This is a genomic window from Moorella naiadis (nom. illeg.) (assembly GCF_051020825.1).
GTDB lineage: Bacteria > Bacillota > DSM-521 > Neomoorellales > Neomoorellaceae > Neomoorella > Neomoorella naiadis.
In genome coordinates this window covers 1-22,777 of record NZ_JAXGFQ010000021.1, presented here as the reverse complement: position 1 = coordinate 22,777, position 22,777 = coordinate 1, and the positions used below count along the sequence as shown (strand labels likewise).

At 58.3% G+C, this 22,777-nt stretch carries 27 protein-coding genes and 1 riboswitch; of the genes, 7 read left to right on the top strand and 20 right to left on the bottom strand.

What is annotated here, in order from left to right; genetic code table 11:
- Positions 1-2: 2 nt before the first annotated feature.
- The 7 genes from SDD30_RS12620 to SDD30_RS12590 all read right to left on the bottom strand — a co-directional run bounded on the left by SDD30_RS12620 (position 3) and on the right by SDD30_RS12590 (position 5,624).
- Entirely contained in the window at positions 3-623 is a 621-nt protein-coding gene (locus SDD30_RS12620; protein WP_434075280.1) for a phosphoribosylanthranilate isomerase, read from the bottom strand.
- Entirely contained in the window at positions 617-1,408 is a 792-nt protein-coding gene (gene trpC, locus SDD30_RS12615; protein WP_434075279.1) for an indole-3-glycerol phosphate synthase TrpC, read from the bottom strand. Before trpC ends, SDD30_RS12620 begins: the two co-directional genes overlap by 7 nt.
- Complete coding sequence (gene trpD, locus SDD30_RS12610) at positions 1,408-2,427, bottom strand: anthranilate phosphoribosyltransferase (RefSeq protein ID WP_434075278.1); 1,020 nt, start codon at positions 2,425-2,427, stop codon at positions 1,408-1,410. Before trpD ends, trpC begins: the two co-directional genes overlap by 1 nt.
- 31 nt (positions 2,428-2,458) lie before the next feature.
- Positions 2,459-3,031 carry an aminodeoxychorismate/anthranilate synthase component II gene (gene pabA, locus SDD30_RS12605; RefSeq protein ID WP_434075277.1) on the bottom strand — a complete coding sequence of 191 codons (573 nt, stop codon included), beginning with the start codon at positions 3,029-3,031 and terminating at the stop codon, positions 2,459-2,461.
- On the bottom strand, positions 3,015-4,526 hold the full coding sequence (gene trpE / locus SDD30_RS12600; RefSeq protein ID WP_434075276.1) for an anthranilate synthase component I: 1,512 nt from the start codon (positions 4,524-4,526) through the stop codon (positions 3,015-3,017). Before trpE ends, pabA begins: the two co-directional genes overlap by 17 nt.
- A gap of 190 nt (positions 4,527-4,716) precedes the next feature.
- Positions 4,717-5,100 (bottom strand): chorismate mutase, encoded by a 384-nt coding sequence (gene aroH / locus SDD30_RS12595; protein ID WP_434075275.1) that lies wholly within the window; start codon positions 5,098-5,100, stop codon positions 4,717-4,719.
- A 113-nt stretch (positions 5,101-5,213) separates the two neighbouring features.
- Complete coding sequence (locus tag SDD30_RS12590) at positions 5,214-5,624, bottom strand: HutP family protein (protein WP_434075274.1); 411 nt, start codon at positions 5,622-5,624, stop codon at positions 5,214-5,216.
- Positions 5,625-5,838: 214 nt separating this feature from the next.
- Positions 5,839-6,036: riboswitch (cyclic di-AMP (ydaO/yuaA leader) on the top strand.
- A 126-nt stretch (positions 6,037-6,162) separates the two neighbouring features.
- Between SDD30_RS12590 and SDD30_RS12585 the strand changes: the two genes are divergently transcribed.
- From SDD30_RS12585 to SDD30_RS12565, 5 genes are read left to right on the top strand one after another with little or no spacing between them, the layout of a single operon-like run.
- Entirely contained in the window at positions 6,163-7,728 is a 1,566-nt protein-coding gene (locus SDD30_RS12585; protein ID WP_434075273.1) for an APC family permease, read from the top strand.
- Positions 7,718-7,954, top strand: a complete 237-nt coding sequence (locus tag SDD30_RS12580; protein WP_434075272.1) for a hypothetical protein — start codon at positions 7,718-7,720, stop codon at positions 7,952-7,954. Before SDD30_RS12585 ends, SDD30_RS12580 begins: the two co-directional genes overlap by 11 nt.
- Positions 7,951-8,505: a universal stress protein gene (locus tag SDD30_RS12575; RefSeq protein ID WP_434075271.1), complete on the top strand. Its 555-nt coding sequence runs from the start codon at positions 7,951-7,953 to the stop codon at positions 8,503-8,505. Before SDD30_RS12580 ends, SDD30_RS12575 begins: the two co-directional genes overlap by 4 nt.
- 11 nt (positions 8,506-8,516) lie before the next feature.
- On the top strand, positions 8,517-8,921 hold the full coding sequence (locus SDD30_RS12570; protein ID WP_434075270.1) for an NAD-binding protein: 405 nt from the start codon (positions 8,517-8,519) through the stop codon (positions 8,919-8,921).
- On the top strand, positions 8,921-9,583 hold the full coding sequence (locus SDD30_RS12565) for a potassium channel family protein (protein ID WP_434075269.1): 663 nt from the start codon (positions 8,921-8,923) through the stop codon (positions 9,581-9,583). Before SDD30_RS12570 ends, SDD30_RS12565 begins: the two co-directional genes overlap by 1 nt.
- 171 nt (positions 9,584-9,754) lie before the next feature.
- On the opposite strand, the gene SDD30_RS12560 is transcribed toward SDD30_RS12565, so the two are convergent.
- The 4 genes from SDD30_RS12560 to SDD30_RS12545 all read right to left on the bottom strand — a co-directional run bounded on the left by SDD30_RS12560 (position 9,755) and on the right by SDD30_RS12545 (position 14,516).
- Positions 9,755-11,803, bottom strand: coding sequence for a sodium-translocating pyrophosphatase (locus tag SDD30_RS12560; protein WP_434075268.1), 2,049 nt, complete (start codon positions 11,801-11,803; stop codon positions 9,755-9,757).
- Between the two features lie 207 nt (positions 11,804-12,010).
- On the bottom strand, positions 12,011-13,003 hold the full coding sequence (ilvC, locus tag SDD30_RS12555) for a ketol-acid reductoisomerase (protein ID WP_434075267.1): 993 nt from the start codon (positions 13,001-13,003) through the stop codon (positions 12,011-12,013).
- A 121-nt stretch (positions 13,004-13,124) separates the two neighbouring features.
- Positions 13,125-13,655, bottom strand: coding sequence for a cob(I)yrinic acid a,c-diamide adenosyltransferase (gene cobO / locus SDD30_RS12550; protein ID WP_434075266.1), 531 nt, complete (start codon positions 13,653-13,655; stop codon positions 13,125-13,127).
- 132 nt (positions 13,656-13,787) lie between these two features.
- Positions 13,788-14,516, bottom strand: coding sequence for a pseudouridine synthase (locus tag SDD30_RS12545; protein WP_434075265.1), 729 nt, complete (start codon positions 14,514-14,516; stop codon positions 13,788-13,790).
- Between the two features lie 64 nt (positions 14,517-14,580).
- On the opposite strand from SDD30_RS12545, the gene SDD30_RS12540 reads away from it, so the two are divergent.
- Positions 14,581-15,183, top strand: coding sequence for a phosphatase PAP2 family protein (locus tag SDD30_RS12540; protein ID WP_434075264.1), 603 nt, complete (start codon positions 14,581-14,583; stop codon positions 15,181-15,183).
- Positions 15,184-15,216: 33 nt separating this feature from the next.
- On the top strand, positions 15,217-15,759 hold the full coding sequence (locus SDD30_RS12535) for a methylated-DNA--[protein]-cysteine S-methyltransferase (protein WP_434075263.1): 543 nt from the start codon (positions 15,217-15,219) through the stop codon (positions 15,757-15,759).
- Here the strand turns inward: SDD30_RS12535 and SDD30_RS12530 are convergent.
- The 9 genes from SDD30_RS12530 to lysA all read right to left on the bottom strand — a co-directional run bounded on the left by SDD30_RS12530 (position 15,734) and on the right by lysA (position 22,626).
- Positions 15,734-16,267, bottom strand: coding sequence for a spore maturation protein (locus SDD30_RS12530; protein ID WP_434075262.1), 534 nt, complete (start codon positions 16,265-16,267; stop codon positions 15,734-15,736). The genes SDD30_RS12535 and SDD30_RS12530 overlap by 26 nt on opposite strands.
- 4 nt (positions 16,268-16,271) lie before the next feature.
- Positions 16,272-16,862: a nucleoside recognition domain-containing protein gene (locus SDD30_RS12525; RefSeq protein WP_434075261.1), complete on the bottom strand. Its 591-nt coding sequence runs from the start codon at positions 16,860-16,862 to the stop codon at positions 16,272-16,274.
- An 89-nt stretch (positions 16,863-16,951) separates the two neighbouring features.
- On the bottom strand, positions 16,952-17,419 hold the full coding sequence (ytfJ, locus tag SDD30_RS12520; RefSeq protein ID WP_434075260.1) for a GerW family sporulation protein: 468 nt from the start codon (positions 17,417-17,419) through the stop codon (positions 16,952-16,954).
- A complete protein-coding gene (locus SDD30_RS12515; RefSeq protein ID WP_434075259.1) occupies positions 17,355-18,107 on the bottom strand; it encodes a DUF2953 domain-containing protein in 753 nt (250 codons plus the stop codon). Before SDD30_RS12515 ends, ytfJ begins: the two co-directional genes overlap by 65 nt.
- A 64-nt stretch (positions 18,108-18,171) precedes the next feature.
- On the bottom strand, positions 18,172-18,762 hold the full coding sequence (gene scpB, locus SDD30_RS12510) for an SMC-Scp complex subunit ScpB (protein WP_434075258.1): 591 nt from the start codon (positions 18,760-18,762) through the stop codon (positions 18,172-18,174).
- 6 nt (positions 18,763-18,768) lie between these two features.
- Entirely contained in the window at positions 18,769-19,518 is a 750-nt protein-coding gene (locus SDD30_RS12505) for a segregation and condensation protein A (protein WP_434075257.1), read from the bottom strand.
- Between the two features lie 59 nt (positions 19,519-19,577).
- Positions 19,578-20,207 (bottom strand): site-2 protease family protein, encoded by a 630-nt coding sequence (locus SDD30_RS12500; protein WP_434075256.1) that lies wholly within the window; start codon positions 20,205-20,207, stop codon positions 19,578-19,580.
- Positions 20,137-21,291, bottom strand: a complete 1,155-nt coding sequence (locus SDD30_RS12495) for a tRNA nucleotidyltransferase/poly(A) polymerase family protein (RefSeq protein WP_434075255.1) — start codon at positions 21,289-21,291, stop codon at positions 20,137-20,139. Before SDD30_RS12495 ends, SDD30_RS12500 begins: the two co-directional genes overlap by 71 nt.
- A gap of 12 nt (positions 21,292-21,303) precedes the next feature.
- Positions 21,304-22,626 carry a diaminopimelate decarboxylase gene (gene lysA, locus SDD30_RS12490; protein ID WP_434075254.1) on the bottom strand — a complete coding sequence of 441 codons (1,323 nt, stop codon included), beginning with the start codon at positions 22,624-22,626 and terminating at the stop codon, positions 21,304-21,306.
- Between the last annotated feature and the right edge of the window lie 151 nt (positions 22,627-22,777).

Here is a 22,777-nt window from a genome sequence, read left to right as displayed (position 1 = left end):
AATCAGTCCTCCTCTGCTGTCTCTACCGCCGCCAGAAAGGCGGTAATCCGCGCCGGGTCTTTGCGACCGCCGGTTTCCACGCCGCTGGAGACGTCGACGGCGTAGGGCCGTACCAGGCGGATGGCTGCGGCGACGTTCTCAGGTGTCAGTCCCCCGGCCAGGATAATGGGTTTTCCGGCTGTTGGTACCGTCTGGGCGAGTTCCCAGTTAAAAGTGGTCCCGGTACCACCGGCCTGGCCGGGAACGTAGGCGTCCAGGAGAACCCCCTGAACCTCCTGGTAAGCCTCCAGGCCCTTTAAAGAAGCGGCATTCTGTACCCGGACGGCCTTGATGAGCCGCTGGGAGAGGCCGTGGCAGTACTCCGGCGGCTCGTCACCGTGGAGCTGCAGAACGTCCAGGCGGCAAAAGAAGGCTATCTCCATGAGGCTATAGCGGGGCTCGTTGACGAAGACGCCTACGGTGGTGGTGAAGGGCGGCAGCCGGGTAATTATCTCCCGGGCGGCTTCCGGTTTGATTTGTCTGGGGCTCCTGGCGAAGACGAAACCCAGGGTATCGACGCCGGCGTCCAGGACCATCCTGGCTTCCTCCCAGTCCCGGATACCGCAGATTTTGACCCTTACCATTTTTTGTCTCCTCCAGCCATGCTTAATTCGGCCATCTTGGCCGCCACATCTCCGGCGGTCATCAGGGCCTCACCCACCAGGATGGCATCCACGCCGGCGCTGGCTACCATGGCAGCATCGGCCCGGTTTTTAATGCCGCTCTCACTGACAACGATTATCCCTGGAGGGATCCGGGGCCGCAGGCGGGCAGTCGTTTGCAGGTCAACCCTAAAGGTTTTAAGATCCCGGTTATTGATGCCGACAATCCTGGCTCCGGCCTGCAGGGCTCTTTCCAGCTCAGGGGCAGTATGAACCTCTACCAGGGCCGCCAACCCTAAGTACCCGGCCAGGGCCAGGTATTCCTCCAACTCCGCTTGTTCCAGGGCGGCGACAATGAGCAAGATGGCGTCGGCTCCCAGGATCCGGGCCTCGTAGATTTGGTAAGGCTCGATAATAAAGTCCTTGCGCAGTAGGGGCAGGGTGGTTACCCGGCGTACCCGGGTCAGGTATTCCGGTCGGCCCCGGAAAAACCGTTCATCAGTCAGGACGGAGATAGCGGCGGCCCCGGCGGCCGTATAACTTTTGGCCTGCCCCTCCAGATTAAAATCCTTCTGGATCAGACCCCGGGATGGTGATGCTTGCTTTAATTCGGCAATAACCTTTAACCCTTTGCTCTGGTGTTCCAGGGCGGCGGCAAAGTCCCTGGTGGAAGGGAGGGCGGCCGCCGCCTGCTCCAAGGCCGCCAGGGGCCGGGCTTCCCTGGCGGCCGCTACTTCCCGGCGTTTGTGTTTCAGTATCTCCAGCATCAAGCAGCCCATCTTTCCACCCAGGCTATCATAGCCCGGAGTTTAGCTGCCGCGGCCCCAGAATCAATACTCCCTGTCGCCAGGGTAAGGGCCTGTTCCAGGTTAGCGGCGGCCCCGGCGGCCAGGAGGGCGAAGGCGGCGTTAATCAGGACGACATCCCGGGCCGGACCCCGGGCACCGTTAAGAACGGCACGGGCAATAGCGGCGTTATCGGCTGCCGTTCCCCCAACCAGGTCCGCCAGGGTGGCCCGGGGCAAGCCGGCGTCTGCAGGTTCAAAGGTATAAGTTCTAATGCTGCCGTTATCCAGGCAGGTGATTTTGCTGGGACCGGTGGTGGTTATCTCGTCCAGGCCGTCACTACCGTGGACCACGTAAGCCTGGCGGCTGCCCAGGCGTCCCAAGACGGCAGCGACAGTCTCCGTTAAAGCCGGGTCGTAAACCCCTACCAGCTGGTAGGGGGCGCCGGCCGGGTTGGTCAGGGGTCCCAGGAGATTGAAGGCCGTGCGGATGCCGATCTCCCGCCGCGGTCCGGCAGCGTATTTCATGGCCCCGTGGAAGACGGGGGCAAAGAGGAAGGCCATACCTACTTCGTCCAGGCAACGAGCAACTGTGGCCGCAGGCAGGTCGACCTTGATGCCCAAGGCCTCGAGCATGTCTGCGCTGCCGCAGCGACTGGAAACGGAACGATTACCGTGTTTGGCCACGGCCACCCCGGCGCCGGCGACGACGAAGGCGGCAGTAGTGGAGATGTTGAAGGTCTGGCGGCCATCACCGCCGGTGCCGCAGGTGTCGACGAATACCTGGTGGCTGGTGGTGATACTGGTGGCGTGGCGGCGCATGCTGCGGGCAAAACCAGTGATCTCATCTACTGTTTCTCCTTTAAGGCGCAGGGCGGTAATAAAGGCGGCTATTTGGGCCGGGGTGGCCTGGCCGGTCATGATGATGTCCATGGCTTCCCCGGCTTCGGCTTCGCTCAAGTGCTGGCCGGCTACTACTTTACTAATCTGACCCTTTAACACTCGGCTCATCTCCTCTCTTATTTTGGTAGGGTTAATGGGCATAGCTTACCAGGAAGTTTTGCAGGAGTTGTTTTCCTGCTGTCGTCAGGATGGACTCGGGGTGAAACTGGACGCCTTCAATGGGTAACTGGCGGTGGCGCAGGCCCATGAGCTCTCCGGCTTCGCTCCGGGCGGTCACCTCCAGGCAGGGAGGCAAGGTGGCCTCGTCAACGATTAAAGAATGGTAGCGAGTGGCAGTAAAGGGATTGGGGATGTCTTGGTAAATAGTTTTACCGTCGTGGGTAATATTGGAGGTCTTGCCGTGCATCAGCCTCCCGGCCCGGACTACCCGCCCACCGAAGGCCTGGGCAATGCTCTGGTGGCCCAGGCAAACCCCCAGGATGGGGATTTTGCCGCTGAAGGCGGTTATGGCCGCCAGGGAGATACCGGCTTCGTCAGGGGTGCAGGGACCAGGGGACAGGACCAGGTAAGCAGGCTGCAGGCCGGCAATCTCCTCCAGGGTTATGGCATCATTCCGCCGCACCGTCACCTCCTGTCCCAGTTCCCGGAAGTACTGTACCAGGTTGTAAGTAAAGGAATCGTAGTTATCAATCATTAACAGCACGGAACACCACCTCCTGGTCCCTTAATACTTGCAGTAGGGCCCGGGCTTTATTCAGGGTCTCTTCATACTCGGCCTCGGGATCAGAGTCGGCGACAATGCCTGCTCCGGCCTGGATAAAGGCCCGGTCACGGGTAAAGGCGATGGTGCGGATAGTTATACAGGTATCTAGGTTGCCGTGGAGGCCCAGGTAGCCGACAGCCCCGGCATAGGGCCCCCGGGCAGTTGGTTCCAGTTCAGCGATAATCTCCATGGCCCGTACCTTGGGGGCTCCCGTTACTGTGCCAGCCGGGAAACAGGCCTTCATGGCATCCAGGGCCTCCCTGCCGGCGTCCAACCGGGCGGTAATATGGGAAACCAGATGCATGACATGGGAGTAATATTCCACCACCATTTGCCGGGGTACCTGAAGGCTGCCCGGCGCAGCCACCCGGCCGACGTCGTTACGGCCCAGGTCCAGGAGCATCAGGTGTTCGGCGCGCTCCTTTTCACTGGCCAGGAGTTCCGCGGCCAGGGCCCGGTCCTCAGCGGCGGTATGGCCCCGGGGCCTGGTGCCGGCAATGGGCCGGTAATCGATGACCCCCTTTTCCACCCGGACCAGCATTTCCGGCGAAGCGCCCACTAGTTGTACCTCCGGGAAATTCAGGTAAAACATATAGGGAGAAGGATTCAAAGCCCGCAGGCGGCGGTATACGGCCAGGGGATCGCCCCTGAAGGGAAGGCTCAACCGCTGGGAGAGTACCACCTGGAAGATATCCCCGGCGGCAATATACTCTTTGGCTTTCGTAACCATCTTGATAAAATCTTCCCGGCTGACGCTGGCCTGCCAGGGAATCCCTGCCGGCATAGGCGGCCTGCCTGCCGGTAGACTCCAGTCATGACAGCCGGTCAAAGTTTTTTCCGCTAAAGGCCGCCCTAATTCCGCCAGAATCTGCCGTACCATGGCCACCGCCTCGGCGTAACCATCGCTGGCATCCTTACCGCCTCGTCCCAAGCAGGTAATCCTTACTGTCTGCAAAACATGGTCGTAAACCAGATAGCAGCGGTTCAGGATTAAGTGGGTGTCAGGCAACTGTAGATCATTGACTGGTCCCCCCGGTAAAGCCTCCAGTTCATGCACCAGATCATAACCAAGATAGCCCACCAGGCCACCCTGAAAACGAGGGCCGTCGCCAGGGGGCAGCGCCAGGCGGCCTGTTAAACTATACAAGGCCGCCAGGGGTTTTTCCTCCAGCATCCTGGTAACACCGGCCGAGGTTAAATAGGCCCTGCCATCCCTGACAGTAAAGGTCAGCAATGGATCAAAGCCGATGAGGGAGTAGCGGCCCAGGTTTTCTCCACCCTCGACACTCTCCAGCAAGAAACTATCGCGGGTGCCGCTAAATTTTAAGTAAAGGGAGATGGGGGTTTCCGTATCGGCCAGGATTTCCGTCCAGACAGGTACGTAGGGGGCTTCCCTGGCCATGGCCAGGAAGGTCTCCCGGTCGGGATGGAACAACGTTAATCCCTCCCCGAGGGCAAAATAAAAACCAGCGCTTAAGTAAGCCCTGGTCAGGTTTAACTATTACCCGCTCAAACTCCAGGCTCAACTCAAACTTAACTCGACTCAACTCTGCTCATGCATATATTCAGTTGTTGGTAAAAGAATACCATACAGGATTAGGGACTGTCAATAAATATTTCAGGTCTTAACTCAAATCTGGACGTAATTCTGCTGCCCGGCCTAAATAGACATGGACCGGTTCCTGATCACTATAGGCATGAATTAAAACCCGGACAATTCCCGGCTGGCTTCCCGGTACCGGTATCTCCGTGGCACACATCAAGGCTATATCCACCCAGCCCAGACGACGGGCGGCTGCGGCCGGGAAAGCGGCGTTGAGGTCCGGGGTCACGGTAAAGAAGGCGCTGATAATATCCTCGACTAACAGGTTGTTACGCGCCACTATCTCCCGCAGCAACCCTGCGGTGGCGGCGATAATCGCCGGGGGTGTGTTTTTCGGTACGTCTACGGCACCGCGCAGGCCCCGGACCCTCTTTTTCAGTCTATCCTTATCCTTTTGATCCGTCATCGTAACCCTCCTACCGTACTACGGTAACAGCCTTTAATCCCGCTGCCGGTAGATAATATTACCCCACCGGGGTCTGGAAACCGCGTTCATGATATCCTTATCGGTCATGTTTTTCACACAGCCCGGTGTCCCAGGCCGATGCCGACTTCATCCAGGTGGAGCAGGCCGATGCCGAAGAAGATGGCTACACTCAGGTGATCCTGCCAGCGGGCGATGCCAATCTTGCCCCCTACATTCAGGCCGATGGCCTTGGGCATCATCTGGGACAGGGCTTCCCGGGTCGCCCCGGCGATGGCTCCCTCTTCGAGATGGGTCTCTTTGATAACCCCTTCCCGCTTGGCCGCCACCACCGCCCGTTCAACTATTTTCTGTACGGAATTGATAAATTCCCCGCCGTAATCCACTGCCGCCGTGGCTATACCGCCGGCGGCATACTCCTTTTTCAGCCGGGCCTCTTCCTCCCGGCTTTCCGAGAGGGCCATCTTAATGGCTACTGCCGCCACTTTTTTGCTGCCATACTCCATAAATGCCACCACCTATTTTTGCTTGCACCGATTATATTACATCCAGGCCAGTACCGCAAGAAGCATTACGGAATAGCAAACTGTTATTTTTCAAAGCCCTGTAGCCATCACACAAAAATGCCGGCCTATTTAAACCGAGAGTATTATATACCAGGCCAAGGCTCTTTTGACAGTCTGATTGCCGGCTGCTAACATTAACGCGAAATGCCTGTAAGACATGAGAAGGCCGAATCCCGCAAATAATAGGGAACGGGGGAACCACCACAGGGGTGAATCCCTGCCCTCAGTCTACTTTATTACTCCAGGTAATTCAGGGTACTGGCGAGTAACGGAGCTGGCAGACTGGGAGTGGGGTAGGGCTTGCTCCGGCCCGAACCCGGCAGCTAACCTCGCAGGCTGGAGGGGAGATGAATTCATGATGAAAACCAGCGGGGGGCCATAAGGGGTCGGCTGGTTTTTTCTATTCCTTTTATTCTGGTTTATCCTGGTTTATTCTGGTTTATTCTGGTTTTGTTTTTTGACTGGAGGAGGGTTGCATTTGGCTGCGGCGACAGAAAAGTTAGAGTTACGCCGGGAGGTCACCGTCTGGGGCTCCTATATGTGGGGTTACGCTGATGTCGGCGCCGATATCTACGCCGCCCTGGGCCTGGTCATGCTCTGGGCTAAAGGGGCTACCGGTCTGGCCTTCGCCCTGGCCGGGCTGGTGTACATTATGATCGGTCTCGCCTATACCGAACTGGCCGCTACCTACCCCGTGGCCGGCGGGGGGCAGTTCTTCACCCTGCGTGGGCTGGGCGATTTCTGGGGCTTTGTGGCCGGATCGGCCTTATTACTGGACTATACTATCGATATTGCCCTCTTTGCTACTGCTTCCGCCGGCTATATCAACTTCTTTTTGCCTTATCTATTTAGCATCAATGTTGATTCCCTGGCTATTAGCATCGGGCCCCTGCATCACGTCAACCTGGTCTGGATGGCCGAAGCCTTGGTCCTGGTTATCTTTCTTATCGCCCTCAACATCCGGGGGATGCGGGAATCCTCATTGCTCAACGAAATCCTGGGAGCCATTGATATCCTGACGGAATCGACCATTATTGTCTTTGGCTTCCTCTTTGCTTGGCGTCCGGAACTCCTGGCCCACCAGTGGATCACCCAGTTCCCTACTTTTAAGGAATTTGCTTACGGTTCCTCCCTGGCCATCATCTCCTTCGTCGGCCTGGAATCCATTTCCCAGGCGGCTCAGGAAACCAAACGGCCGGCAACGGTTGTGCCCCGGACCTCCGTCGGCCTCATCTTCACCGTATTTATCTTTGCTACTGCCTTTTCCACCATGAGCCTGGGCGTCCTGCCGTGGCAGGATATTGCCGAGGCCGTCGGCGACCCGGTGGCTACCCTGGCCCATGCCATCCCCTTTATCGGCATTATCGCCGGCCCCTTTGCCGCCCTGCTGGGGGCCACCATCCTGCTGATTTCGGCCAACTCCGGCGTCATGAGCGCCTCACGGCTTACCTTCGCCATGAGCCAGTTTCACTTTATCAGCGACTGGTTCAATGCCGTCCACCCGCGTTTCCGGACCCCTTACCGGACCATCCTGGTCTTTTCCGGCATCGGCGTCCTGCAGCTCGTCCTTTCTTTCTTAACGCCCAACGCCATGGATACCCTGGGTAACATGTACGCCTTTGGGGCTACCACCGGCTATATCCTGGTCTTTATCGCGCTAATTAAGTTACGTTTCACCGACCCCTATGCGCCCCGGCCCTATAAAGTACCCTTAAACATTAAAATTAACTACCGCGGCCGGACGGTGGAATTCCCCCTCCTGGGGGTTATCGGCACCCTGGGCATCAGTACCATTCTTTTTGAGGTTATCCTGACCCATGCCATTGGCCGCATCGCCGGCCCGGCCTGGATCCTCCTCTGTTTTATTTATTATTTCTATTACCGTCGCAAGCATGGCTTCCCTGTCTTCGGTAATATACCCCGGGATTGGGAAGGCCAGCAATTAAAGGTCCTGGAGGCAGCGGAGGAGTACGATCTCCTGGAGGAGTACAAACAGGCCCTGGCCGAACGGGATTGCAAGGAGGCTGTTGCCCATGGCAGCTAAAAGAAGCAGCCGTAAGGTTTGCCAGTCCCTCACCTGGCGTGATTACTACCAGATGGTGACCACCCTGGCCATGCTGTTCCTGGGACCGGCCATCTGGGTCCGCGCCCTGGTCCATCCCAGCCCCATGGCCTGGGTAGTCGGCGCCGGTTTCCTGGGCCTCGGGATTTACCGCGCCCTGGCCTTCATCCGTTATTTCACCCGGCGCCACAAGGAGGTCCGCGCATGACGGCGATTCATACCCATCCCCTGGGTATTTTCCTGGCCCTGGTTTTTATCGTCAGTATGGGCCGCCTTTTCTGGTGGATGCTGCATGTACCGCCGGCCATTCCCTATGAAGTCGCCCATGTCACCAGGACTGTCCAGGCCGTAAAACGGATCCTGGTCCCAGTAGTGGACAGCGATTATGCCCGCCGGGCCATTGAACTGGCCTGCCGCCTGGGGACCGAACAAAAGGCCGAGATCATTTTGTTGGCCGTCCTGGAGGTGCCCCTCACCTCTCCCTTAGGGGTAGCCCTGCCGGGGACCGAGGCCCGCTTAAATGAGGTCCTGCAACAAGGGGTAGAAATCGTTAATTTTCATCAACTGCCCAGCAGGACCAGGATTATAAGGGCCCGGACGGCGGGTACCGGTATCCTGCAAGCCGCTACCGAGGAAGAGGTGCAGTTGATCGTTATTGGCGCCCGGCCCAAACGCCAGCTCGGCGGCCTGGGAAGCACCTCAGAATGGCTCTTACGCCGGGCCACCTGCGAATTACTGATTGACCGTCAACCTGCGTAGGGGGTGTTATTATGCGCGTTATAATCATCGGCTGCAGCCGCCTGGGGGCCAGTTTAGCTATCCAACTGGCTGCCGCCGGCCACGAAGTCAGCGTTATTGATGCCCGGGCCGAATCCCTGGAACGCCTGCCCCATGATTTTCCCGGTCAGGTCTACCAGGGGGTAGGTATTGACCTGGAGTTACTAACCCAGGTCGGGGCGGATAATGCCGATGTCCTCATCGCCGTCACTGATCGGGACAGCGCCAATCTGGTCTCCGCCCAGGTAGCCCGGGAAAAGTTTCATATCCCCCGGGTCATTGCCCGGGTCTATGATCCCAAGGCTGCCGGTGCTTACCGGGCCATGGGGTTGGATATCTTCTGTCCGACTACCCTGGGTATTGATTATGTCATGGCGCAACTGGGGGGTGCCCAATAATGTATGTTATAGTAGCCGGTGGTGGTAAGATCGGCTTTAACCTTACCAAAACCCTTCTGGACGGTGGTCAGGAGGTCCTGTTAATCGAGAAGGATCCGCGCAAATCTCGCTGGCTGGAGGATCGCCTGGGTCAGGTAGTCCTGCGGGGCGATGCCACCGAGGTAGCTACCATGGAAGCAGCCGGAGCCAAGCGGGCCGATGTGGTGGCCGCCGTCACCGGTTTCGATGAGGATAATATTATGATCTGCCGGCTGGCCCAGAAGGTCTTCGGGGTTAACCGGGTCATCGGCCGGGTCAATAACCCCCAGAATGAAGACGCCTTTCGCCTGCTGGGCATCAATAATATCATCAACAGTACCCGGTTGATCTACCGCTTGGTCCTGCAAGAAGTCGATGTCTGCGGCCTGATTCCTTTACTTACCCTCAAGGGCGGCGAAGTGGAATTTTTAGAAACCGTCCTGACCCCGGAGGCCCCGGCCGCCCATGTGGCCGTCAAGGATCTTATACTGCCGGAGCAGTGCTTGCTGATGGCTATCCTGCGCCAGGAGGATCTAATCTTCCCCCGCGGTGATGTTGTTTTGCTGCCCGGGGACCAGGTCATTGCTGCCGCCAGGGCGGAAGAGGTGGAAGCCCTGCGCCAGGCCCTCCTGGGAAGTGCCTAGAGAGTCCATAAATATTTAAGGGAAGGGGCGTTGGCCTCTTCCCTTTTTAATTCGCTGTAGCGGTCGCGTTCTCCCGGCGAAACTAGCATTCTACTCGAATACTGGTCTGGGCTGGGGCTGGAGGCTGGACCCCCAGCCCCTAAAGGCCGTATTTTATTCCTGTTACCACCATTAGATAAACAGGGCGGCCAGGACCAGGGTAATGGTACTAATCAGCTTTACGAGAACGTGCAGGGACGGACCAGCAGTATCTTTAAAGGGATCGCCCACAGTATCACCGACTACACCGGCTTTATGGGCTTCAGAACCCTTGCCGCCGTAATTACCCAGTTCGATGTATTTCTTGGCGTTATCCCAGGCACCGCCGCCGTTGTTGAGGAACAGGGCTATGATTACCCCGGTAATGGTACCGACCATCAAGAAGGCCGCCGCAGCTTCTGCTTTTAAGACCAGGCCGACGATAATGGGGGTAACGACCACAATGATGCCGGGGAGGATCATTTCCTTCAAGGCACCGCGGGTGACAATATCCACGCAGGTGCCGTACTCCGGTTTGGCGGTGCCCTCCATGATGCCTGGTATCTCCTTAAACTGGCGCCTGACCTCCAGGATGACGTACTGGGCGGCATTGCCCACTGCCCTGATGGCCGTAGAACTAAAGAGTAAGACCATCATGGCAGCGATAAAGGCACCGACGAAGACCTCCGGTTTACCGATATCCACCGGGAAGTTACCCTTAATGTTCAGGGCGAGCTTAACCTCATCAATATAGGCCGAAAAGAGCAGGAAGGTGGCTAGGGCGGCGCTGCCAATGGCGTAACCCTTAGTCAGGGCTTTGGTAGTATTACCCGAGGCATCCAGGCGGTCCGTGCGCTTGCGTACCTCTTCCGGCGCTCCGGACATCTCGACGATGCCACCGGCATTATCGGTAATGGGGCCGTAGGTATCCATGGCCAGGATGTAGGCTGCCGTGCTGAGCATGCCCATGGTCGCTACCGCCGTACCGTAGAGCCCACCGCCGGGCATGCCGCTCTGCTGGCCCAGCCAGTAGGCGCCGAGGATGGCCAGGGAGATAAAGACAACCGGCAGGGCTGTGCTCTCAAAGCCCACGGCGACACCGGAAATAATGTTGGTGGCCGGCCCGGTTAAGGAGGCGCGGGCAATCTCTTTGACCGGCCGGTAATTATAGGAGGTGTAATACTGGGTGATGAGGACGAAGATAAAACTAAGGACAATACCAATGAGGGCGGCGCCGTAGAAATAGATGAAGTTGACTCCGGAGCCGCTCAGCATGGTATGGCTGATGGGATATAAGAAGATCATCGCCACTATGCTGGTCACTATGTAGCCCCGGTTTAAGGCAGCCATGGGGTCCTGGTTCTCTTCGGCATGGACGAAAAACATCCCGATAATAGAGGCAATAATTCCTGCTGCCCGGGCTACCAGAGGGAAAATGATCCCCTTGACGCCGAAAACCGGGAACAGAGCAATACCCAGGATCATGGCGCCAATGTTTTCTGCCGCTGTGGATTCAAAGAGATCGGCGCCACGGCCGGCGCAGTCGCCGACATTATCGCCAACCAGGTCGGCTACTACCGCCGGGTTACGCGGGTCGTCTTCCGGGATACCGGCTTCCACTTTGCCTACTAGATCGGCGCCGACGTCGGCAGCTTTGGTATAAATACCGCCGCCCAGCTGGGCAAATAAGGCCACAAAACTGGCACCAAAACCGAAACCGACGATATTTAATGGTGCCCGGGTGGGATTGGCCAGCCCGCCAAAGGCGTAAAACAGGATAGTTACGCCCAGCAGGGATAGGGCCGTAACCGCCAACCCGGTGACCGCCCCACCGCGAAAGGCTACGGTCAGGGCGTTGTTCATGCTTTTTCGTGCCCCGGCAGCTACCCGGAGGTTGGCGTTTACCGCTACATACATGCCAATATAGCCGGATAGGGCCGAGGCAAAGGCACCGGTAATGAAAGCGACGGCTGTATGATACTGGCGAGTGAGGAGGGCCAGTAGTACGGCCACGATGATGGCCAGGCCGGCAATGGTACGGTACTGGCGGTTCAGGAAGGCCATGGCCCCTTCCCGGATAGCAGCGGCAATGTCCTGCATCTCTTTAGGACCGGTATCTTCTTTCAAAACACTGGAGGTCATATAAATGGCAACAAGCACGCCCAGGATTCCGCCGACTGGAATAATTGGAAACAACTCCATCTCGCTTATCCCCTCATTTCCTGTGAATTGAGCTCTGAGAGTGTCGCGACCGCTGGCGTTTGGTTGCTACGGCCGGTAGAAGAATTCAGTATCTACACCCGGCCGATATCTAATTTACCCCTTTTCCTGATCTATCAACCCTCATTCGTTATTATGCAAAGGCCCCGGGTTCCCCGGGGCCTTTGCCAAGGCTACCCGGTTGCTTAATTATTTCTTTAACCAAGACATCATTTCCCGCAATTGGTCCCCCACCTGTTCAATGAGTTGTTCCCGCTCTTTCTTCCGGTAAGCACTGAAGCTGGGGCGACCGGCCTGGTTTTCCAGGATCCATTCCCGGGCGAAGCTCCCGTCCTGGATCTCCTTGAGGATTTCTTTCATAGTTGCCTTGACATGGTCATCAATGATGCGCGGTCCCCGGGTGACATCCCCGTATTCGGCCGTATCGCTGATGGAGTAGCGCATATTCTTGATGCCGCCCTCATAGATCAGATCAACAATCAACTTTAGTTCATGCAAGCACTCAAAGTAGGCAATCTCCGGCTGGTAACCGGCGTCTACCAGGGTCTGGAAACCGGCCTTGATCAAGGCAGTGGCGCCGCCACAGAGGACTGCTTGTTCGCCAAAGAGGTCTGTTTCCGTTTCCTCTTTAAAGGTAGTCTCGATAACCCCGGCACGGGTGGCACCGATGCCCTTGGCATAAGCCAGGCCAATCTCTTTTGCCCGGCCGCTGGCGTCCTGGTAGATGGCAATCAGGGCCGGAACTCCCTGACCCTCGACATAGGTCCGGCGGACCAGGTGACCGGGACCCTTGGGGGCGACCATAATGACATCCACATCGGCCGGGGGTACGATCTGGTTGAAGTGGATATTGAATCCATGGGAAAACATCAATACTTTGCCGCCCTTGAGGTAAGGGGCGATCTCCTCCCGGTAAGCCCGGGCCTGGGTTTCATCCGGGAGCAGGATCTGGATAATGTCAGCCTCGGCGGCAGCCTCAGCTACCGTTTTTACCTCTAGGCCGGCGGCTTGAGCTGCTTCCCGGGATTTACTCTCCGGACGCAGGCCGACAACCACGTCCAGGCCGCTATCCTTTAAATTCTGCGCCTGGGAGTGTCCCTGGCTACCGTAACCCATGACGGCAATCTTTTTGCCCTTTAGGATACTTAAATCAGCATCCTGATCATAATAAACAACTGCCACTTCGCTCCTGACCGGTAAAATGTGGTCAGGAATTCACCTCCTGATGATGGTATTAAACCTAGTTATTCGCAACTGATGCGGAAATTCCTGCCTGGACAATAAAAATCCCATCGCTTTTCTGCTAGTATTCGATTCCTGGCCGCGCTTTTATCCCCTTTTCGTAGGGGTGCTTTACCTGGCGCATCTCAGTGACCAGGTCGGCGGCAGCGATAACCCCGGCCGGGGCATTGCGGCCAGTCAGGACGACTTCCACCTGCGGCGGTCGCTCCTGCAGGAAATCCAGAACCTCTTCTTCCTTGAGGAGGCCAAAAAAGAGAGCATTATTAATCTCGTCCAGGATGAGGATATCCACCGTGCCGCCAAGCATAGCCTCCCGGGCGCAGGCCAGGGCCGCCGCTGCCTGCTCATGATCCTCCGGCCGGGCACCGCCTCGGTGAATAAAGCCTTTGCGACCGAAGGTTTTAACCTCGATCTCCGGCGCCAGGCGCCGAAAAGAACGGTGCTCACCATAATCGGGTGTTTTCATGAACTGGATGATAAGTACTTTAAGGCCATGGCCCGCCGCCCGCAGGGCCAGGCCAAAGGCGGCAGTGCTCTTACCCTTGGCCTCGCCGGTGTAGACCTGGACCAATCCCTGTTCTAAACCTGCCATTGTTTTCTCCTCCCGAGCCATTTTGTTTCATTTTACCACGTTAAGGGTCACCTGGCGAGGGGAACATGCCACCACTTCCATTCAGAGGGATACCCTGACCTTCCGCCTGTACCCACCAGCCCGTCACCTAGCCTACCTTATTATATTTAAGCCTACCAGGTGGTAGAGGCCCTCTACTTCTGCCGGTGTCAAGTGGCGGTAAGCGCCGGGTTTCAAGCCTTTCAGGGTGAGAAAAGCCTGGCGAATACGCCGTAGGCGCAAAACGGGGTGGCCCACTGCTGCCAACATGCGCCGCACCTCCCGGTTGCGGCCTTCCCTGAGGGTAAGTTCCAGCAAGGCTTCATTTTTACCGGCCCGGCGTAAGTGCACCCGGGCCGGGGCTGTAGGGCCGTCCTCCAGGTTGACACCGCGACGTAAATGGGCGATAGTATTAGCATCGGGCAGGCCCCGGACCAGGGCCAGGTAGGTTTTCTCCACCCCGTAACGGGGGTGGGTCAGGCGCAGGGTTAATTCGCCGTCGTTGGATAGCAACAATAAACCCTCGGTGGCATAATCCAGGCGGCCGACGGGATATAATCTAGCGGGAATATCCCGCACCAGGTCGGTAACCTTGAGCCGGCCGCGGGGGTCGGCAGTGGTAGTTACATAACCGGCCGGCTTATAGAGCAGGACGTAGTATTTTTGCTCTGCTAATTCTACCCTGCGGCCGTCGACGGCCACCATGTCCTGCCCTGGCTCTACCTGGACGCCCATGGCGGTTATGACCCGGTCGTTAACCCGCACCCGCCCGGCCCGGATTAATTCCTCGGCCCGGCGCCGGGAGGCCACCCCGGCCAGGGCGAGGTATTTCTGTAAACGCATTATTGCCTCCACCTTCTCCATCTATATCTATTATTATCTATTATTTTAGAAGGAGGCCCGGCAATTGTCCAGAAAGCACCATCTCTTACTGCTGACCCTTTTTATGGCCCTGATCTTTCTCCTGTTAACTGCTGCCATCAAACAGCCGGTGATCCAGCACCTGGATGAACAGGTCCTCAAGTGGCTCATGGTTTATCGTAACCCGGCGGCTACAATCTTTTTCCAAGGGATCACCTTCTTCGGTACCTCCCTCTTTTTCTTCCCGGCTACCACCATTGTGGTGATAATTCTGGTCATGGACCGTGATTGGCGAGGTTGCGCCGCCCTACTCCTGACCATGAACGGCGCCTGGGCCTTGATGGAGGGGTTAAAGGCCTTTTACCAGCGGCCCCGCCCCACCCTGGGTCCCCTGGAGCAGGTACCCGGTTTTAGCTTCCCCAGCGGCCATGCTCTGATGGGGACCGTCTTCTTTGGCCTGCTGGCCTTAATGCTGCTAAAAAAAATATTCCCCCGCCGCCAGCCTTTAGTCATCCGGGGTACTGTTGTTTTCCTGTTGTTGCTGGGCCTGAGCCGCCTGTATCTGGGCGTCCATTACCCCACCGACATCCTGGCCGGCTATGCCGCCGGCGTGGCCGTCCTGGCCCTGTGCCGCCTCTGGTGGCCTTAATATATTTAAATATATAGGGGAGGAAAATTCACGATGCCTTCGCTTCAGCTCACCATCAGTCAATATAACTCCCCGGTCGGTGTCCTGACCCTCGTCGCCAGCCCAGCCGGCATCTGCCGGCTGGCCTTTGCCAACGAGGATGGCACTGCCCTGCGGGCCAACCTGGCAAGGGTATTCAAAGAAGCGACCTTTTCCAGCCACCCTGGGAACAACCTCATACAAGCAGCCTGTTCCCAACTGGATGCCTACTTTACCGGCCGGTGTCGCGCCTTTGACCTCCCCCTGGATCTCCACGGCACCCCCTTCCAGAAAGCAGTCTGGACAGCCCTGCAAGCAATACCCTATGGAACCACCTGCAGTTACATTGACCTGGCCCGGGCCATCGGCCGGCCCCGGGCAGTCCGGGCCACCGGTCAGGCCATCGGCAAAAACCCGGTGGGGATTATTATCCCCTGTCACCGGGTTATTGGTAAGGATGGCCGACTGGTGGGTTTCGGCGGCGGCCTGGCAGTCAAGGAATGGCTTTTAGCCTTGGAACATCATAACCCGGCTAACCAAAAAGCAAATGGCAGATAACTACCGCCGCCAGCAGACTGGAGATGTCGGCGATCAGCCCCAGGGCCAAGGCGTACCGGTAGTGCCGCACTCCTATAGAGCCGAAGTAAACGGTTAAAACATAGAAGGTCGTGTCGGTAGTCCCCTGCATGACCGAGGCCAGGCGGCCGATAAAGGAATCCGGGCCGTAATTGCCAATCAACTCGGCCGCGATCCCCAGGGCGCCGCCGCCGGAAAGGGGTCGCATGACTGCCAGAGGCAGGACTTCACCGGGGATGCCCACCAGGTGCAGGAAGGGGTTTAAGGCCCGGGCAAAAAGGTCCATGGCCCCGGAGGCCCGGAAAACGCTGATGGCCACCAGCATCCCTACCAGGAAGGGAATGATCTTGATGGCCACCTGAAAGCCGTCTTCGGCCCCGGCAACGAAGGTTTCATAAACTGGCACCCCGCGCAGGTAGCCATAGAGGGGGATTAAAAAGAGAAGGACGGGGATGGCCCAGCGGGAGACGGTAATAAAAGCATCCGTCATCTCATCACCCCCGGCGCCTGCCATAAACACGGCGGAAGAGGCGATCAAACACCACGGCCATGATCATGCTGAAGCCGGTAGCCAGGATGGTGGGAGCGACGATAATAGTCGGATCGGTAGAATTGGCCGCCGCCCGGATACCGATAATGGTCGCTGGAATTAGGGTTAGACAGCCGGTATTTAAGCCCAGGAAAGTGCACATGGCAGGGGTGGCTTCATCAGGGCGGGGATTTAAGGTTTGCAGTTCCTGCATGGCCTTGAGGCCGAAGGGGGTGGCGGCATTACCCAGGCCCAGGATGTTGGCGCTCATATTCATGATTATGGAACCAATGGCGGGGTGGTCCCGGGGTATCTCGGGGAAAAGGTAACGGGTAAAGGGGCGCAGGAGGCGCGCCAGGAGGGCCACTAGGCCGGCGTCCTCGGCAATCTTTAACAGCCCCAGCCACATAGCCATAAGGCCGATCAGTTCAAAGGCCAGGGTGACCGCCGTCTGGGCCGCCTCCAGGGAGGCATCGGTGACGATCTCGATGTGGCCGTTGATACCGGCCACTATAATGCCAGCCAGGAGCATTAACAACCAAATGAGATTGACCACCGAGAACCCCCCCATAAATTACCTCGCTTAGTAAGATTTATGAAGGGGTTATCATATATAGAACTCTGTCAGGAGGGGTTGCTACAGGTTCATTCTTCTATCTCCTGAGGCCGCAGAACCATTTTCGTCCGCACCGTGGCCGGGGTACCGTTGCCGTTATTCTTCTGGGCCTTACCCTTACCCAGGAGCTCCTGGATCCTCTCTAGTACCTGGGGGGCGACATCGATAATCCGGTCGACTACGGCGTTGCCGTCAACAGGTAGCAGGCGGACCTGCTCTTTGCCGACTACCAAGAAGCCGACGGGCTGGACAGAAACACCGGCGCCGCTGCCGCCGCCAAAGGGCAGCCCCTCCTTACTCCCCCCGCCACCTTCGGCGTTCCCGGGTTCATACTCCGAACCGCCGGCAGCAAAGCCGGCCGTTACCCGGGACACAGGAACAATTACCTGGCCGTCCGGGGTTTCAATGGGATCTCCCACCACCGTATTGACATCAACCATATCCTTGATGCTTTCCATGGCTGTCTTCATCAGGGCTTCGATGGGATGTTCGGGCATTTTCTTTTGCTCCCCTCGCCTGCCGGATTATTCCAAGGAGTAACCATAAAGAATGTAAACCTGCGCTTATAATATGGCCCAGGCGAAAGGTTAGTATGCAGTTAAAATCCCCCAGCAGGGCTGGAGCCGCAAACCGGGGGGTAACCTGCAGTTCTGGCTTTAGCAGATCCAGGTGCGCCCGGTGGCGGAGATTCTGGTACAGGCAGGCTAACAAGGACCAGGCGCTGCCGTAGGCCAGGGCCGTGGTGGCCGGTTCCCCTGTTCCCAGGGTCAGGAATACCCGCAGGCGCTGGCAGGTGACCCTGGCAAAAAAACGACGCCAGATAAGACGCAGCCGCCGCAGGAAATTAAGCCACCTGGCCAGGCGTCCCCTCGCGATAAAGCCCAGGACCCGGCCTGCAGCGCGCAGCTCGTTCCGGCGATGGCGGACCGCCAGTTCCTCCCCGGCCAGAGTTCCTTCCCCCCCGGCCTGGAGTAAGCTTTCCAAGTGGAAAGGGGGCCATCCCGGCAACCAGTTACGGATTGAAGGAATCTCGACTTCCCACAGGCCCCAGTCGCCAGGGAGGCTGAACTCCAGCCAGAGGCTGTCATCCTGGTCCAGGCGGCGGTAGGCCACCTCCAGGCGCAACGGTACCAGGAGCAGGATTACTCCCCCCACCAGCAGACCGGCTAGCCAGGCCCAGAGCAAGCCCTCACCCCCTCGGGAAACAATTCCTCAATATTCTTCCACCAGGGGTGTATTTATACTACCGTTACTTCTCTTCCCTGGGCGTAACAGGGCCGCCGTCAGGGGCCGCGGTCTCCCGTTCACCTTCCCTGCTGGCGGCAGCCTCCTCCAGGGGCGGCAATTCCCGGAGGTCCTGGAGGCCGAAAAACTCCAGGAATTTGGAGGTGGTGCCATAGAGAACAGGCCGCCCCGGGGTGTCTTTACGACCCACCTCCTGGACCAGGCCACGGCTGAGGAGGGTATTTAAAACGCCATCTACCTTAACTCCCCGGATATATTCCATTTCGCCCCTGGTCACCGGCTGGCGGTAGGCAATAATGGCCAGGGTTTCTAGGGCCGCCCGGGATAAAACCGGCAGCTCGGGTCGCAGGAGGGCTTCCACGTAAGGGGCATACTCGGGCCGGGTACACATCTGGTAGCCGCCCGCCACGTGGCGGACCTGCAGGCCCCGGCCCTCTTGCTCATAGAGCTGGCGTAACTCTGCCGCCAGCTCGTCGACGTCGGCGGGATTGACGCCCAGGCACGAGGCCAGGGCAGCAGTAGTGACGGGCCCCCCGGCTACAAAAAGCAGGCACTCCAGGGCGGCCCGCAGGTTGTCACTAAATAATAAAGGCAATGGTAATCACCTTGCTACCTGGTGGGGCAGTAATTGGACCTCAATATTTCCAAAATTAACCTTCTGTTCCATGATTATCCGACCACGACGAGCCAGTTCCAGCAGGGCCAGGAAGGTCAGGGCTACTTCCAGGCGGGTCGGCCGTTTACTCAAGAGCTCCTCCAGGCTGAGGGATTTTTCCTGGTGCAGGCGGCGCCAGATGTGACGTACCTGGCCGGCCAGGGTAAAAGCCGGGCAAGGTATGACCCGGGGGGCGTCTGCTTCCTTTTTCTGCCCCTTCCTGGCCAGGATGTGCGCCAAGGCCCGGGCCAGGTCCAGGGGGGTAACACCTTCCAGGGGGTTAATACCGGCCATAGCCTGGACCACAGCCTCCTGGTCCTTGGGCCGGGTAAAGATCAGGGCCCCGGCGGCGGCTAATTCACCCAGGTGTTCGGCCGCCCTTTTATAACAACGGTAAGCCTGCAGGCGCTCGGCCAGGGCCCGGGCTGTTTCCTCAGCATTCTTCTCTTCCGGCTCGTCCTCAACCGGGCGTTGCAGCAGCAACCTGGCCTTCAGGGCTAGGAGTTCCGTCCCCAGGATCAGAAACTCGCTGGCCCATTCCAGATCCAATTCTTCGACCTCACCCAGATACTCCAGGTACTGGGCCGTGACCTCTGCTACCGGGATGGCCTGGACGTCGATTTCTTGCTTTTCGATCAGGGTGAGGAGGAGGTCCAGGGGGCCCTGGAAGACATCCAGGCGTACGTTACCCAGCAACCGCCCCCTCCCGGAAGGGTTAACTCCCCCCGACCTCATGGATTGCCCATGGCCAGCGCTCACACGAAGGCCAGGCCGCTGGCAGTAATAATGAGATTAAGGACCAGGTTCACCAGGGGGCCCAGGATATGACCAATTATCCCGGTAGCTATCAGGAGCAATAAAATCAGGGTGCCATAACTCTCCAGCCGGTATACAGCCGCCGCTCCTTCCGGGGGCAGGATACCGGCCAGGACCCGGGAGCCGTCCAGGGGCGGTACGGGAATCAGGTTGAAAACGGCCAGGACGACGTTATAACCCACCAGCAGGTTTAAAAAGGTCTGGAGCCATAAGCCGCCCAGATTCATCCGCAGCAAGATATTCAGGAGGACGGCGGCTAGATACCCCAGGACCAGGTTCATTACGGGGCCGGCCAGGCCCACCAGCATCATCCCTTTACGCCGGTCCATTTGAAAATAGAAGGGATTGATTTGCACCGGTTTGGCCCAGCCAAAGCCGGCTACGATGAGCAAAAGAGTTCCCAAAATATCCAAGTGGGCCAAAGGGTTTAGGGTTAAGCGACCTTGATTTCTGGCCGTCGGGTCCCCCAAGAAATAGGCCACCTTGCCGTGGGCGTACTCATGAAAGGTCAGGGCGATTAAGATGGCTGGAATTCCTAGGAGTAACTGGGTCAAGTTTTGTAGGTGCATGGCCGTCTCCTTTCCCGCCGGGTAAAGCCCAGCCTGGCAACTGGCTCGCGCCCGCCTGGGCCAGGGCGAAGATCAGCGCCTCCGGGGCCGGGCGCGGCCCGGCCAGCAGTTCGCCCGGAGGTAGACCAGGTGCCGGTCCAAAACAATACTCCTGTTGTAGAACCCTGGCGGCGTTAATTGCCCGACGCCGCTTGCGGCCCCAGTTTAATTCCTCCAGAACAACTTCCAGGGCGGCCGGGCTTAATTTAGCCGTAGCCGCCAAAAAATAAACAAGCATCGCGTCAGGGGGGTGCAGGCCCAGCCACTGCCACTGGCGCAGGAGCTTTTCCGTCCGGAAACCAGCCGCCACATCAGGAGGGCCGCCTCCCCCGGGCAGGCCCCGCCAGCCTAGGTCGAGGAGGGCTTCCCAAGCGGCAACCGGCCGCGGTTCCTTGAGGAGCAGGATAAACTCCTGCCAGAAACGCCGGGGTGCCACCAGGTCCAGGTAGCCGGCAGCCAGGGCTTCCCGGGCCAGTTCCCTGGTCGCCCCCGCCAGCTGGAAGTGTAATCTGGTTGCCAGGCGCACACCGCGCAGGAGGCGGGTGGGATCGTCCTGAAAACTTGCCGGGTGTAAGACCTTGATAACCCCGGCCGCCAAATCATCCCGGCCGTTAAAAGGGTCGATGATTTCTCCTAGATCCCGGGCTGTTAAAGGCAGGGCCAGGGCATTGATGCTAAAATCGCGCCGGGCTAGGTCCTCGTCCAAGGTAGCCGGCTCAACCTCCGGCAAGGCACCGGGGTGGGGGTAGTGCTCCCGCCTAGCTGTAGCCACGTCGATCCTTTCCCCGGCCCAGAAAATACTAGCCGTGAGGAAGGGTTCATGGTAGGCCAGGCGGCCTCCCAGCCGGTGGGTAAGTTCCCGGGCAAAGGGGAGCCCCTGTCCTTCCACTACCAGGTCCAGGTCGACATGGGGTCGCTCCAGCAAGAGGTCCCGGGTCGTACCCCCCACCAGAAAGACCCGCTGTCCCTTCAGGCAGGCTATTTTCCTGGCCCGGGCCAGGATGTGCAGCTGGCGCTGGTTAAAGAGTTTCCGGTAGGGTATCATGGTCGTCCAGGTCTAACAGGTACGGACCAGGCGGGCCGGCAGCACGTCGTTGCGGATCAGATCACTGTAGTCTTCGCGCTTGATAATCAGGTCCGCCACGCCATCCCGGACCAGGACGGCGGCTGGCCGGCCCAGGCGGTTATAATTGCTGGCCATGGTGTAGCCATAGGCCCCGGTGCAGGATATGAGCAAGATATCGCCGCTTTCTATCCGGGGTAGTTCTGCCTCCCAGATGAGCATGTCGCCGGATTCGCAACACTTACCGGTAATGGCCACCCTCTCAGCAGGTGGAAGATTAGCCTTGTTGGCCAGGATCGCCTCATACTTGGCCCCGTAGAGGGCCGGGCGGATGTTGTCCGCCATGCCGCCATCCACGGCGACATACTTGCGGACACCGGGTATCTCTTTTATACTTCCCACAGTGTAGGCCGTGCTGCCTGCCGGCCCGACAATGGCCCGGCCTGGTTCCACCAGGACCCGCGGTTGCGGCAGATTCAGGCGCCGGGCTTCCGCCTCCACCCTGGTCAAGATGGCTGCCGCCCAGGCGCTAACCGGCCGGGGCTCATCGCCGGCAGAATAGTATATGCCGAAACCGCCGCCCAGATCCAGCTCGGCGGTCACCAGGCCGGTGGCTTCTTTTACAGCGGCGGCCAGTTCCATCATTACCGTCGCCGCCTCACTGTAAGGCTCCAGCTCAAAGATCTGGGAACCGATATGGCAGTGCAGGCCCTTAAACTCAATACCCGGTAATTCGTCGGCCCTCCTGGCCGCCGCCAAGGCCTGGCCGTTCGGCAGGGTAAAACCAAACTTGGAATCTATCTGCCCAGTGCGGATATACTCATGGGTATGGGCCTCAATCCCGGGGGTAACCCTGAGGATAACCTTGGCCACCTGGCCCCGTTCCACGCTTAGACGGCTCAATAACTCCAGCTCGGCAAAGTTATCGACCATAAACCGGCCCACCCCGGCCGCCAGGGCCTGGCAAAGCTCGGCATAACTCTTGTTATTGCCGTGGAAGTAGATCCGGTCCACGGGGAAGCCGGCCGCCAGGGCGGTATATAATTCGCCACCGGAGACAACGTCCAGCCCCAGACCTTCACTGGCGATGATGCGGCACATGGCTGTAGTAAGAAAGGCCTTGCCGGCATAGATGACCTCCGCCCGGCCGCTGCCGGCGTTAAAGGCCTGGTAAAACCGGCGGCAGTTCTCCCGGATACAGTCTTCATCAAAAATATAAAGGGGGGTACCAAAGTCGCGGGCCAGCTGGACGACCTCACAACCGCCGATGACCAGCCGGCCGCGTTCATTTATTACCATTGTTCCCTGCAGGTGCATTTAATTACCGGTTGCTCCTTTCACCCATGATACCTCCATTTTAACCGAGGCGGCGGCTCCTGTCTAGAAAATTTGTAACTACTCAGCCACCCCAAGAAATTAAAAAATGATGCTGGACTCGGCGCTGCTTTTCATGTAGAATGGAACCATG